Annotated in this window: 11 protein-coding genes; all 11 read right to left on the bottom strand. The window is 44.9% G+C overall.

What is annotated here, in order from left to right:
- Positions 1–163: 163 nt before the first annotated feature.
- On the bottom strand, positions 164–3,469 hold the full coding sequence (locus NST85_RS19255) for a DUF5704 domain-containing protein (protein WP_341190117.1): 3,306 nt from the start codon (positions 3,467–3,469) through the stop codon (positions 164–166).
- Between the two features lie 38 nt (positions 3,470–3,507).
- Complete coding sequence (locus NST85_RS19260; protein WP_341190118.1) at positions 3,508–4,761, bottom strand: S-layer homology domain-containing protein; 1,254 nt, start codon at positions 4,759–4,761, stop codon at positions 3,508–3,510.
- A gap of 283 nt (positions 4,762–5,044) precedes the next feature.
- The gene (gene rsmB, locus NST85_RS19265; RefSeq protein WP_341190119.1) at positions 5,045–6,505 is read right to left on the bottom strand and encodes a 16S rRNA (cytosine(967)-C(5))-methyltransferase RsmB; all 1,461 of its coding nucleotides are present in this window, start codon (positions 6,503–6,505) and stop codon (positions 5,045–5,047) included.
- The gene (gene fmt / locus NST85_RS19270; RefSeq protein WP_341190120.1) at positions 6,502–7,446 is read right to left on the bottom strand and encodes a methionyl-tRNA formyltransferase; all 945 of its coding nucleotides are present in this window, start codon (positions 7,444–7,446) and stop codon (positions 6,502–6,504) included. Before fmt ends, rsmB begins: the two co-directional genes overlap by 4 nt.
- Before the next feature lie 8 nt (positions 7,447–7,454).
- Positions 7,455–7,937, bottom strand: coding sequence for a peptide deformylase (def, locus tag NST85_RS19275; RefSeq protein ID WP_341190121.1), 483 nt, complete (start codon positions 7,935–7,937; stop codon positions 7,455–7,457).
- A gap of 85 nt (positions 7,938–8,022) precedes the next feature.
- The gene (locus NST85_RS19280) at positions 8,023–8,193 is read right to left on the bottom strand and encodes a hypothetical protein (RefSeq protein ID WP_341190122.1); all 171 of its coding nucleotides are present in this window, start codon (positions 8,191–8,193) and stop codon (positions 8,023–8,025) included.
- 283 nt (positions 8,194–8,476) lie between these two features.
- Positions 8,477–11,008 (bottom strand): primosomal protein N', encoded by a 2,532-nt coding sequence (gene priA, locus NST85_RS19285; protein ID WP_341191137.1) that lies wholly within the window; start codon positions 11,006–11,008, stop codon positions 8,477–8,479.
- Positions 11,008–12,228: a bifunctional phosphopantothenoylcysteine decarboxylase/phosphopantothenate--cysteine ligase CoaBC gene (coaBC, locus tag NST85_RS19290; protein WP_127191035.1), complete on the bottom strand. Its 1,221-nt coding sequence runs from the start codon at positions 12,226–12,228 to the stop codon at positions 11,008–11,010. Before coaBC ends, priA begins: the two co-directional genes overlap by 1 nt.
- 90 nt (positions 12,229–12,318) lie before the next feature.
- Complete coding sequence (rpoZ, locus tag NST85_RS19295) at positions 12,319–12,546, bottom strand: DNA-directed RNA polymerase subunit omega (RefSeq protein ID WP_127191036.1); 228 nt, start codon at positions 12,544–12,546, stop codon at positions 12,319–12,321.
- Positions 12,547–12,584: 38 nt separating this feature from the next.
- Positions 12,585–13,157 (bottom strand): guanylate kinase, encoded by a 573-nt coding sequence (gmk, locus tag NST85_RS19300; protein ID WP_127191037.1) that lies wholly within the window; start codon positions 13,155–13,157, stop codon positions 12,585–12,587.
- A gap of 13 nt (positions 13,158–13,170) precedes the next feature.
- Complete coding sequence (remA, locus tag NST85_RS19305) at positions 13,171–13,431, bottom strand: extracellular matrix/biofilm regulator RemA (RefSeq protein ID WP_005548256.1); 261 nt, start codon at positions 13,429–13,431, stop codon at positions 13,171–13,173.
- Between the last annotated feature and the right edge of the window lie 52 nt (positions 13,432–13,483).

Genomic DNA, 13,483 nt, shown 5'->3' on the forward strand with positions numbered 1-13,483 from the left:
GTTTTCCGGATACCCACTATAGCAAAGAATTTTATAAAGTAAAAGATAAAAGACCAAATCAACAACTCATGATGAGCGTCAAATTTGGCCTCTCCATATTATCATTCGTAAATAGCATACTCAGTTAGTGTCAGATCATACGGAAAACAGTCGGAAAATGCAATCAATGCGTCACCGTAGAACGGAAATCGTCTCGACTTGATCTATTTGCGTCATACAAGACAACATCCCCATCCATCAGGGTTAGTGTCACTCCATATGGATCCTTAACAATGCGGGAAAATCCCTCCATCTGCGTCCATTGATTCATTAGTTGAGCATCGATATACTGCAGGTACGGAGCGTTCACTTCTCCATCTCTTACAGTCTCGATGTTAAAATTCACGACAATATAACCCTCCTTCAGAAATATCGGAGATTTGTCCGACAAGCCACTATGAGTTCTTCCATATTCCGCCACGTTTACACCCGATTTAACAGCATATAAATCAGCCGGTAAGCTATATTCACCATACCACTTTTGTATAGATGCATTGACTCGGTCCGGTGCCACACTCACAGGAATTCCCTTTTTGGGGCCTATGAAAGTACGGATACTTTCCGTTAACCGCAGTAAACTCAAATTACCAACCGAAGTCTTTAATTTGGTTGTCTTGTTAATATATTTATTTACAAACTGAGGTCGTCCGATTGCCACGATCTGGCTAAACGTATAGTAATGATCGTATTTGTACAACGCCGTATCCGTCAGTTCTTCATTCGATACATTCCGCAGTCGCTCGTTCAAAATGACATATCTCTCAACCTGATCACGTGATGAACCGATCCTAACGTAACTTTTGCTGCTCGTATGATAGTAAAGATCCACACTCGTACGACTTCCATTTTTCGCATCAATGAAATAGAAGCTAGGCTTAATCGTAATCTGATCCTGCTTACCAAACATATTTCCTTTGGTTTTTAGGTCAAACTTGAAATGATAGCCCGTCTTGATCACAGCATTTTTGTAAAGTGGATGGCTGCCAGGCCGAATCGGCAATGTATACCTCTGCGTGTTACCTCGCATCGCACCGTCGATGTCCCCCAATCCAACCCAATAGGACGCCCCCGTCGGGGTCGCTAATCCCTTAGCCGTACGAAATACCGTTTCCCAGTTATAATCAGCGATATCCGTAACTCGGAAATCATATACCCGTCCGATGACATCCACTGGCACCGTATCATAAGCGATATGGTTAGTTAAATTGAGGTTGGCGTTCGTCTGTTGCGATGCCCCAGAAGGAGCATTATGCGCAATCGTCTTGAACTCAACATCATAGAATCCTTCATCCACCCACACCGGAAGGAAATACGTGAAAGTCTCTTGAGATTTCTCCACTTCAATCCAGGTATTCTTGGTATAAAAGATAGTCTTTGTTCCGTCATATACATCAAAAGGGAACCTCACATGTTTACTGCCAATGTACTGGAGATAGTTGCGATTTCCATATCCAAGATAGTTCGTATGCTGACCATTGTTAGGCATATCCACTGTAAATGGACGGTCGAGAATGATTGCGGAGCGTCCCGCGGCTGGCTTTGTCTTCTGGTTATGTGCTGTGTCATCGGACACATCTGGATAAATGACGACTGGTGTATGTACGGTAACCCAATTGATCCCATAGATAGGATAGTTCAAAGTTGAAGAACCATTCACCTGACCATAATATATCGTACCTGTGCTCTGCTGGTCTGCCTTATTCGTCTTACTGATTGGTATAACGTTGTTAGGCTTATACAGCACATTATCTCCAATAATTGAAGCGTTAGGGATGACTGAAGGCGTAGGTGCTGTGTTAGATCTATATCCTCCATCCATTAAAGTGTCATTAAAGAACGTAAATGTATCATTGTTCACGGTAACACTAACGGCATTTTCCGCGGCTTCCTGTGGGTCTTGATCAAAGGGAACTTCCAAATCTTCTGGAATTTCGTCCGGTTCGTATCCACTCGTCGATGTAATGTTATAATACGGCGTGTTGTATCCAACTGGCTGTATTCGTATTCCTCCACTGTCAAACGCATAATTCCACAGAGCAGCTTCATTGATCTTATAGACTTTTACATCTTCAATCGTCCAAAACGAATATTCTTTCTCGACTTCAACAGAGACGGTACTACCTTCAGGTTCAGTCTCCCCTTCACCTCCTGGTTCTGGAGTTGGCGTAGGAGTAGGTAAAGGAGCATTTGGATCTGGAGGTGGTGGGAGAACCAACACATTCACCGTAAATATACACTTCCCGATCTGTTCTTGATATTCATAATTGTGCAAGTAATTTTTAGTCCATACATTTCCATAGATACTGTCAGACGTAGGGATTCCCTGCAAAACATTGAACGCTTCGCTTCCCCGCCTATCCGCTTCAATAACTGCACTAACATTGGGGTTCATATCTTGTCCTTGCATAGTGCGCCCAGGTGAAGGTTCTGTGCATTCTACCCCGCTGGGATCAGGTGGATCTGTTTCGCCTGGATCGGGTCCACAACCACCTTCGCCACACTCCGGATCTCCAACTTTATAATAGATCTTCATCCGATCAGGATAGCGATAGGTGTAGGTTTTGAGTGTGTACATATAGGATGAAAGATAATACATCATAGCTGCGTTACCCGCTGGTAGTTTTTTGTAATAACCAACATGATCATAGTTTTGTGTGAAGAAAATATCAGCGTTATCCACATCTGTGACTTCAAGTTTCACTACACTTGTAGAATCATCTGTTTTTCCTTTTCCTAGCGCAAACTCAATATCTTCTCTATCAAACATCACTGATATGTTATCTATGGCCCCTTCTTCAGTATTGTTTAATTTTTTCAACACATTCGCATTATCATCTAACACTTTCGTTTTGAAGTTTCCTATATCCGGATATAGCTCACTCTTATAGGGAACCGATCTTCCGAATATCCCTTTATGTAAGATTAAAGAACCCGGATAAGCATCCCAATCAGTGCCCGGAGTTTTTTCAGGCACAACAGACCCCATAGGCCAATGCTCACTGTGTGAGGTGCTCATGGTCCACGCTGTCTCTGAAGATCCTCGTTGGAACGCAATCGTCGCTCCGGACGGAGATTCATTATCTTTAGAAACAACAAGGACTTTCTCCCCGGCAAAGGTAACCTCCTTATTGAACTTCTGCGATTCTACGGTTTCCGTTTTAACAATCTCTGAACCCTTAAGAAACTCAATCTTAGTAATGTATTTCCCTGCTCCCACATCCTCGCTTAATGTTGCGGATAACTCTTTCGTTTTCATAAAAATGGATTGGTAGCCTTTCAATATATCTTCATCACTTAAACCAAAGGGGATTTCTTTCTGCGGAAGAGACAACTCTTCCGCAGCAGACACGTTTGGGAAATATGTCGCTAAACATGATGGGGCTAATAAAACAGCTACTAAAAACAATTTTCCCTTTTTTAATAAATTCAATTTTACTCACTTCCTAACATTGAGCAAATTCGCATTAATTATTCATCATACTTTGGTCCTTTTACATCGAGTAAAATATTGGATTGTTTCCCCGCAGCGCTTTTATTAGGAGCATGAATTTCTATTTCTAATCTATCTTTCCTTTGAACCCATCCCATTTTAGGAACAATTGTGACGGGCAAATCATATAGCTTCTTGAGATATACAATTGCTGACATATTCAACTCACCTTTAGTCCTCATATCTGTAATTTCTACTGCGTTCATCCCACCTAGCATTACCGAAGGACCAAAAGGACTAGTACCGTATCTATTAGAATCTTTATTATAAATTTCTTTGCCTTTACGGTAGAGAAGATAGCTTTTCAATTTATCTTTCACAAAATGCTGTTCCATAGGCACTCCATCATCCACCCCTGATAAATTAAACCATTTCAATTCACTCAACGGTGGTAGTAACTTCAAGTTGGGGTCATTTGGATCTTCTAGATCAATTGCAATCAGAGCTTCTAATACACCTTTATAGTTTCCGTCTTTGGTCTCCACTACCATCCGATCCTGACGCCATAATTCTTCAATTGTCTTCCCTGCATAATCCGCTTCATCCGTTACATAAATTTCCGGCATCACGGTAAAGATGTTCGTTCCATGCCATGCAATTTCTGCGCTTCCTACTGCGTATTTATCAACTGGAAGTGTACCACCGTCCTTCACTGTCAAGATCCGTTCGATGATCGTTACAGACTGGGCACGGGTCGTGGTTTTGTCCTCTCCTAGTTCTCCTTTACCCAAGCCTGTAATCAGTCCTGCTTTTGTTGCAAGGTACATCCATTTTGTATCTTCGTTTGTGCTAGCGCCTGTTGCACGAACCGCAATTCGAGCCATTTCCTGCCGTGTGATATTGGTATTCCATTCTTTATCGTTATTCGTAAAATCTGAAACATCATAGAGTTTGTTATCCCCAGCTATTTTTACATAAGGCTCGTACCATGCGCCTATCCCAGTTTCAACCGGTAATCCTAATGCTGTCACGACCATTTTTACAAATTCATCGCGTTTAATGGGTTGGTCTGGTTTGAATAATCCACCGGGGTACCCGGCCACATAGCCCTTTCCTATGGCTTGTTCAGTATCACGCTTAGCCCAATGATCTATTTTCACATCCGTGAACGAAGTCTGACTATCTGCCGCTGCCTCTGTTGTTGTTTCCACCGCTTGTTCAGCACTAGTCCCATTTGTAAATCCAACCAACAGAATAGCAACCAATAACCAACTTACGATTCGCTTTTTCATTTAAAATCACTCTCCCATATTTTTATGAACTCTATTGTCCTATGCTCGTCTATACGCTCTCTTTTGTCGGATAATGTTGAGTGGCTCTTATGTATTCCTACTTATTTCGCTAAAATGAGGTTTGTGACCTCCTTCACAATTACTTATTTGATAAAATAAGGAAAAATAAACATAAAAAAGACACACCTCGTCAATCGCATAACGATTGTGAGGTGTGCTTCACCTGTTTTCCATTTTATAACATTATATCCCCGTTCGTAAATAGCTCGCGAGGAATAAATATTTATTTACTGCTCTCACGCTTTAACAAGCGAGCAATATAAAAACCATCTGAATGATAATCCTGTGGCAATATTTGCAGACCGACCTTTTCTCTAGCGCCAGCCTCATTTAAACCTTGAAAAACGCTAGAATCATCTTGTGCAATTTCAAATTCAGGATGACGGTTCAAAAACTGCTGCACCATTTCACTGTTCTCCTGAGGTTCAATCGTACATGTGCTGTAGACCAATATTCCCCCTGGTTTGAGCAAACCACATACCTCATCTAACAACTCCGTCTGAATTCCCCTGATTTCAGAAATATCTTCTGGGGTCTTAGCCCACTTCAGATCAGGTTTGCGGCGAATAACTCCAAGTCCTGAACATGGAGCATCAAGCAGAACACGATCAAAAGATTCCGCCGGAAACCGCTCGGCCAATTTTGCTGCATCCTCCGATAATGTGTCTACATTGCCCAATCCCAGTCGCTTCGCCTGATCTTCAATCAGCTTGGCTTTGTGAGGATGAATGTCGTTCGCGATAACCTTGCCGCTACCATCTAGCTTTTCGGCAATATGACAAGTCTTCCCACCAGGAGCCGCACAACAATCCAATATGGACATACCAGGTTGTGGATTCACAGCATGAGCCACGAGCATTGAACTTTCATCCTGTACGGACAACAAACCGTCCCGGTACCAAGAGCTCAAAGCCATATTCCCACCGCTATTAACGATGATACCATCTAGTGATACCCGAGACTCAGACACATTCAAACCTTGATCTTCCATTTGCTTCAGTAGTTCATCTCGGCTAATCCGTGAAGTATTCACTCTTACACTAACCGAAGGAGGCTCATTGTTTCCCTCACAGATGGCTTCAGCAGTTTCTACTCCATATTGTTCAATCCAGCGGGACACAAGCCATTCAGGATGTGAATGTTGGAGTGAAATCCGTGCCACTGGCGATAAATGATCAGGAAGCTTCAATTCATCCTTGCTTCTCAGCACACTACGAAGTACTCCATTGACCATTCCAGAAATTCCTTGATGTCCACGCTTTTTCGCTATATTAACTGCTTCATTAACCGCTGCATGCGGGGGAATCCGGTCCAAATAATACAACTGATAGAAACTTAGGCGCAATAAATTTCGCACCCAGGGTTGCAGCTTGCCAAGTCCCTTTGACACAAACGGCTCAAGCAAATAATCAATCGTATTCAGACGTGAAATCGTGCCGTATACAAGCTCCGTGGCCAGTCCAGCATCCGGCCCTGATAATCCAGACTTTTGCAAAGCCCCGTTTAACAAAAAGTTACTATATGCACTTTCTTGCTCAACCCCAGTTAACACTTGAAGCGCTGTATCCCGTGCTGATGGTTTCGAGTTCCCTTTTGAATTCGAGTTACCCCGGCTCTGCTGAGGCTTCACCCCGCCACGATCACGGTTTCCGCCTCCAGAATTAACGCTTTTACCATTACTCATGACAATACCGTGCCTTTCTTCATCACACCACCGCGGATAAATTCAGTTGCTTCCATTGCTTTTTTACCTGCCGGTTGAACCCGGGTTAACAGGACACTGCCGTCCCCTGTCTTGACTTCAATCCCACGCTCCGACAAATCCAAGACTGTACCGGGAGCTTGTCCAGATGCCGCAGAAGCTAACACCTCAGAAGGATTGGCTACCGCCCAAACCTTAAATACTTCATCGTTCCATATCGTAAACCCACCAGCAAAAGGAACTAATCCTCTCACACGATTAAAAATCTCACGCGATGAGGCTGTCCAAACAATTCGCTCGTCATCGCGAGATAAGTTGGACGCATATGTAGATTCCTCATGGTTCTGCGGAATCCGATCTGCCGTTCCAGCAATAATTAATGGTAGTTGTTCCAGCAACAGTTTGGCACCAGCCACGCTTAGCTTTTCAAAAACAGAACCAGACGTATCCTCGTCCTCAATCGGAACAACAGATTTAGCAATCATATCGCCCGTATCCAGACCTTCTGCCATATACATAAGCGTAATCCCCGTTTCCTTCTCTCCGTTGATAATGGAGCGTTGAATAGGGGCGCCGCCTCGGTACTTCGGAAGCAATGATCCATGAATGTTAAGGCAACCATACTGTGGCAGATCAAGTACCGCTTTAGGCAAAATCTGACCATATGCTGCCGTTACAATAAGATCCGGTTTCAGTGCAGCCAACTCCTCCACTGCTTCTGGAGAACGCATGCGCTGCGGCTGTAATACGGGAAGACCATGTTTTAACGCGGCTTCCTTGACAGGTGTTGGAGTTAGCACTTTTTTACGCCCTTGCGGACGATCCGGTTGAGTCACAACGCCTACCACGTTGTAACCTTCCTTTAGCAAACTTTCTAAAGAAGGAACCGCGAATTCCGGGGTTCCCATAAATACAATATTCATCGAAGAAGTCACTCCTTCTCTTCACCTTCAGATGTAATTTCATAAACTCGTTCAGCAATGTCCGTATAGAGGACACCGTTTAGATGATCGACCTCATGCTGAAAAGCTCTTGCTAGCAACTCACTTCCTGTGTAAGTCACCTCGTTACCATTACGGTCCAATCCTTTTACCGTAACCGTCAGCGCCCTACGCACATCGCCCCGCAAATTCGGAATACTGAGACAACCCTCTGGCCCAAATTGCTCGCCTTCCATCGATACAATCTCTGGATTAACAAGCTCAATCAACCCATTCTCGTCGCCTACATCCACCACAATAACCCGTTTCAAAATACCGATCTGTGGAGCAGCCAATCCCACTCCCTCCGCATCATACATCGTATCCGCCATATCAGTCAGCAGCTTCTGTATATTCGGTGTAACCTTCTTAACTTCCTTCGCAATCTGATGCAATACTTCATCCGGTTCAATTACAATAATCCGTATCGCCATATCGGCCACCCCTTAACACATGTAATTATATAAAATATATGCCAATCCCTCGATCTTTGACTATATACTAACACACACTCGAAAATCAGTCCCGCGCATCCCCATCCTCACGCTCCAACCTAGCGTATCCCGTAGGGACAGCGCTCTTTATCCGCAGTACCAGCGCATCCCCGAAGGGGACAGCCTTCACCCGAATGCTTAGAAGTAGCAGGAGCACCAGAAGTGGAGCGTGCCCGTCAGGGCGAAAGCGGCTCAACCAGCAATCACCTTCCCTGGTGCATCAACCGTCGAAGCATTCCGCAGCATGTTTCCCATGGTAACTCGGGTGCGCCCAAAGTAAGACGTACCCGAAGGGGAAAAGCGTGCCACACACCAACCAAAAGCGCATCCCCCAAAGGGGACAGCGATGCAGGAGCGCCTCTTACACTCCCACGTTCCTTAAGCGGGAGTCCAGAGGGCGGAGCCCTTGGGGCCCTCCCTTACGATAAGGGAGGGTTTGGGTGGGATGGGATCACTGGTTTGGGCGGGATGGGATCCCCCTACATCAACATCTGCGGATCCACATCAATACTGATTTGCAACGAAGCATCTCGTAAATTATCCACAGTGGCAGACGCTGTCTCCCTAACGAGACTAACCGCATCTATATTCCCGCGATATTTCACCATACATTGGAATCGGTAACGGTTCTTGATCCGTGGCATTGGAGATGCCACTGGACCAAGAATGTCCAGCGCCTCCGGCATAAATCTATCCAGACTACCATACCAGCCATGCTTTTGGGCCTTCCCCTTTAGTTCAACAACGAAATTTTCTGCCATCCGTAGGAGTAGAGGCAGCTTCTCATGCGACATTGTCACTAGAATCAAACGGCTGTATGGCGGATAATGTAACGCCTTCCGATGGTTAAGCTCTTCTCGCACAAAAGAATTATAATCGTGGCCACTCGCATGAACAATTGAATAGTGATCTGGTACGTAAGATTGTATAACTACTTCACCAGGAAGCTGATGGCGGCCTGCACGGCCCGCGACCTGAGTGAGGAGTTGAAAGGTTTTCTCCGCTGAACGGAAATCAGGGAAATTCAGCGCTGTATCCGCGGCGATAACACCAACCAGCGTCACATCAGGAAAATCCAAACCTTTGGCAACCATTTGCGTGCCAAGCAAGACATCCCCTTTTTTCTCACGGAAAGCTTGTAGCAATTTCTCGTGGGAACCCTTCTCGCTTGTTGTATCAACGTCCATACGAATCACACGAATACCTGGAAATAGCTTACTTAGTTCTCCTTCGACTCGCTGAGTTCCTGTCCCAAAATAACGGATATGTTCGCTACCACATTCGGGGCAAATAGAAGGAGCTGGAGCCGAATAACCACAATAGTGACAGCGTAAATTATTGGACTTCTGATGATAAGTCAATGAAATATCACATTCAGAACACCCTGCCACATACCCGCAACTCCGGCACATAACAAACGTAGAGTGACCACGGCGGTTAAGCAAAAGCACCGTTTGTTCACCGCGTTCTAGGCGTGAAGCAATACCACTATGTAAAGCTCTGCTAAACATGGAGCGGTTGCCTTCCTTCAGTTCTTCCCGCATATCCACAATATGAACCCCAGGCAGCGAACTACCGGATGCCCGTTGATTCATTTCTAATAAAATAGGCGCGAAATTATCATCCGACTTTGAACGGGCGGCATAATAGCTCTCAAGCGATGGTGTAGCCGATCCAAGAATAACAGCAGCTCCATGCTGCTGCGCACGTCGTACTGCTACATCTCGTGTATGATATTTAGGTGTTTCTTCCTGCTTATAGGATGTCTCATGCTCTTCGTCCATAACAATCAAGCCTAAATCCTTAAATGGAGCAAACACTGCAGATCTGGCACCAATCGCCACCTCTACACGTCCTTCGCGGATCTTGCGCCATTCATCATAACGTTCACCGGTTGAGAGACGACTGTGCATGACTGCAACTTTAGCACCAAAACGACCTTTAAAACGCTCCACCATTTGCGGTGTAAGTGAAATCTCAGGGACTAGAACGATGGCCTGGTGTCCCATAGAAATGCAGCGTTCGATCGTCTGCAGATATACTTCCGTCTTCCCACTCCCTGTTATCCCATGCAGTAAAAACACATCGTTAGTCCGCTTGTTCAACGTATTGATGAGTGCATTATACACATAATCTTGTTCAGGAGTCCGCTCTAGCGGCACGGTTCCTTTGAAATGCCGATCTTGATAAGGATCACGGAATACTTCCACATCCTCTATAACGGCATAACCTTTCTCAACTAGCTTCTTCACCGTACCCGCAGTGACTTGAAGTGTAGAGAGTACTTCTTGAAGCGATAGCGTAACGCCTACTTCTAACAGAAAATTCAGAACTTCCTTTTGACGACGAGCCTGAGCCCCAAAAGAGGCTAGAGCGATCTCCGCTTCCTCTCCACTAACAGTGGCTGCGACAGTTTTTATCGTCTTTTTACGAATTTTATCCTTAATACTTTGACTCTCGGACAAAATACCGTTACCTAGAAGTCCCTTGATCAGCTTAGAATGTGCGGGATAACGCAAGCTCAGATGAGACATCGTCACCGGTCCAGAGGACCTCAAGTAAGAGATAATTTCTTCTTCTTCTCTACTCAGCACTGATGGCAAAGCAAACAAGGCGCCCTCATCAAGCTCCCCTGATACTTCATTGTCTTCATTCAAATGAATATATCTTTCCGCTTTTCCTTTAAGTGCAGCCGGTATCATCAACTGTAGCGTAGAAATCATGCTGCACGCATACTTTTTACTCATCCATGCCGCAAGTTCTACTAGGTCATGCGGAAGCGGTGGAAGCAAATCTAGCAATTCCTGAATCGGCTTCATCCTAGACTTGTCCATTTCTGGCTCTTCATGTAGGGACACCACGAACCCTTGAACAGTCCTACGTCCGAAAGGAACACCTACCCGGCTTCCAACTTCGATCCATTCTGACATCGATTCCGGGATCAAATAGTCAAAAGGCCGGTCGGTTTCCCGGCTCGGCACATCAACTATAACTTTAGCCATTCTGTACATCATTCAGAACTTCCTGCGATTCGATCAACTGCACATTCCAAAATTCTCAGGCCCACTTCCTCCTTGGACAGGACAGGCAGAGATAAGGCAAGGCCGTTTGTATCATAGATGTGAACCACATTCGTATCGGAACCAAACCCAGCGCCCATAGCAGTTACATCATTACCAATCAGCAGATCGCAATTTTTACGACGAAGCTTATCCATCGCGTATTTCTCAAGATTATCCGTCTCAGCAGCAAAGCCGATTAGAAACTGAGATGACTTCTTATGGCCTAAAGTTTCAAGGATATCGATATTTTTAACAAGTTCCAATGTCATGGTATCACCGGACTTCTTCATCTTCTGTGCAGCGCGTTCCTTCGGACGATAATCAGCCACAGCAGCAGCTTTGACCAATATATCGGTATCTTCCCATAAAGCACTTACCGCTTCGAACATATCAATTGCTGATTCCACATGTGTAATCGCAATACCTGGAGGTGGTGAAGCTTGCGTATTGCCAGCAATAATAACTACATCTGCTCCAAGTTGTTGCGCTGCACGAGCAACAGCAAAACCCATCTTGCCTGAGGAATCGTTGGTAATGAATCGAACAGGATCGATGCGCTCTATTGTCCCCCCAGCAGTAACAACTACCTTTTTACCTGCAAGAGGTTTATGGGACACTTTCTCTAGACGATTAAAGTAAGCCGTAACAACCGACACGATGGTCTCAGGCTCCTCCATCCTTCCTTTTCCCGTATAACCACACGCCAGCAACCCTTCCCCCGGCTCGATCATCATCACACCGCGCGATACTAATTCTGCCAGATTCCGGGTTACTGCCGGGTGTACATACATATGTACATTCATAGCTGGAGATAGCATAATTGGTGATTGAGTAGCAAGCAAAGTTGTCGACAACATATCATCGGCTATACCCGCTGTCATTTTCCCAATGATATTAGCCGTGGCTGGGGCTACCAGAACAAGATCGGCCCAATCAGCTAAATCAATATGAGCGATAGCAGCGGGATTCTTCTCATCGAAGATGTCCGTATATACAGGGTTCTTGGATAGCGCCTGCAGCGTTAGCTCTGTAACAAACTTAGTCGCGGATTTAGTCATAATTACCCTGACTTCAGCCCCCTGTTGCACTAGTTTGCTACATAAGGACGCAGCCTTAAAGGCGGCAATCCCTCCGGTGATGCCAAGCAAAATTTTCTTGCCAGTTAACATCGGTATCCCCTCGCTTTTCTTCCAAATGGATATAACCAGAAAAAAATAACAACCTCACGGTTGTCTTGAAGCAGCCCGGAGGCCGCTGATTTATTCCTCTTCGTCTATAAGTGGCTGTCCGTGTGCATCTCTCTTGATCTTAACATGGTCGCCATAAATTTCTTCTAGTGCAATCCCAACTTGCTTATAGGATTTACCTTGTTTCAGTTCGCTCTTCTCGCCTTCTCTAAGCTGTCTTGCTCTACGGGAAGCCGCCACAACTAACGAATATTTACTACCAACTTTATCTAGCATCTTATCAATGGATGGATATAGCATTCATTACACCTCTTCTTATTGGGCTCATTCACCAACAATTATTTTCTTACCTTACAATGTTCGGCGATGATGATGGATTCTATTCTTTTGCAGGCAAGATCAATTTCATCATTCACAACGGCGTAATCATAATTCTCTATCAACCCAATCTCTTGGGCTGCAACCGACATCCGATTATCGATCGTCGCTTGACTCTCTGTTCCACGTCCTTGAATGCGGCCTTTCAACTCATCCAGTGAAGGTGGTAGAAGAAATACGAATATTCCTTCTTTGAACTTCTCTTTGACTTTAAGTGCGCCCTGAACTTCAATTTCTAGAATGATATCCTTGCCCTCTTCGAGCGTCTGCTCCACGAAATCACGAGGCGTGCCGTAATAATTCCCGACATACTCCGCATATTCCAAGAGCTGATCGTTCTCAATCATTTCAAGAAACTGTTCCCGACTCTTAAAGAAATAATTCACCCCATGTTCTTCTCCCAACCGGGGTTGACGCGATGTTGCAGATACGGAATATACGAGGTCCGGCATCCGGGTTCGCAGTTCATTACATACCGTCCCTTTGCCGACACCCGAAGGTCCCGATAATACAATTAATAATCCTTTTGCCATAGCTCTCTCCATCTTATTCGTCGTTGTCGTCATCTTTGGTGGACAGACGATGAGCGACAGTCTCCGGCTGTACAGCCGAAAGAATGACGTGATCACTGTCTGTAATAATTACAGCACGCGTACGGCGACCGTAAGTAGCATCGATCAGCATGTGCCTGTCTCTAGCTTCCTGTATGATCCGTTTAATCGGAGCCGATTCCGGACTTACAATAGAAATGATGCGGTTGGCCGATACGATATTTCCGAATCCAATGTTAATAAGTTTAATTGCCATGTTCAGGTTGTTCCCCCTAATTTACTTGACTAACCAGCGTCAAAACATAGAA

Origin of the sequence: Paenibacillus sp. FSL K6-2524 (assembly GCF_038005525.1) — a bacterium.
Lineage (GTDB): Bacteria > Bacillota > Bacilli > Paenibacillales > Paenibacillaceae > Fontibacillus > Fontibacillus anaericanus.

Excerpts from the sequence above, each read along its gene's own strand:
- NST85_RS19260 (WP_341190118.1), bottom strand. The coding sequence starts at position 4,761 with ATGAAAAAGCGAATCGTAAGTTGGTTATTGGTTGCTATTCTGTTGGTT.
- rsmB (WP_341190119.1), bottom strand. The coding sequence starts at position 6,505 with ATGAGTAATGGTAAAAGCGTTAATTCTGGAGGCGGAAACCGTGATCGT.
- fmt (WP_341190120.1), bottom strand. The coding sequence starts at position 7,446 with ATGAATATTGTATTTATGGGAACCCCGGAATTCGCGGTTCCTTCTTTA.
- def (WP_341190121.1), bottom strand. The coding sequence starts at position 7,937 with ATGGCGATACGGATTATTGTAATTGAACCGGATGAAGTATTGCATCAG.
- priA (WP_341191137.1), bottom strand. The coding sequence starts at position 11,008 with ATGTACAGAATGGCTAAAGTTATAGTTGATGTGCCGAGCCGGGAAACC.
- coaBC (WP_127191035.1), bottom strand. The coding sequence starts at position 12,228 with ATGTTAACTGGCAAGAAAATTTTGCTTGGCATCACCGGAGGGATTGCC.
- rpoZ (WP_127191036.1), bottom strand. The coding sequence starts at position 12,546 with ATGCTATATCCATCCATTGATAAGATGCTAGATAAAGTTGGTAGTAAA.
- gmk (WP_127191037.1), bottom strand. The coding sequence starts at position 13,157 with ATGGCAAAAGGATTATTAATTGTATTATCGGGACCTTCGGGTGTCGGC.
- remA (WP_005548256.1), bottom strand. The coding sequence starts at position 13,431 with ATGGCAATTAAACTTATTAACATTGGATTCGGAAATATCGTATCGGCC.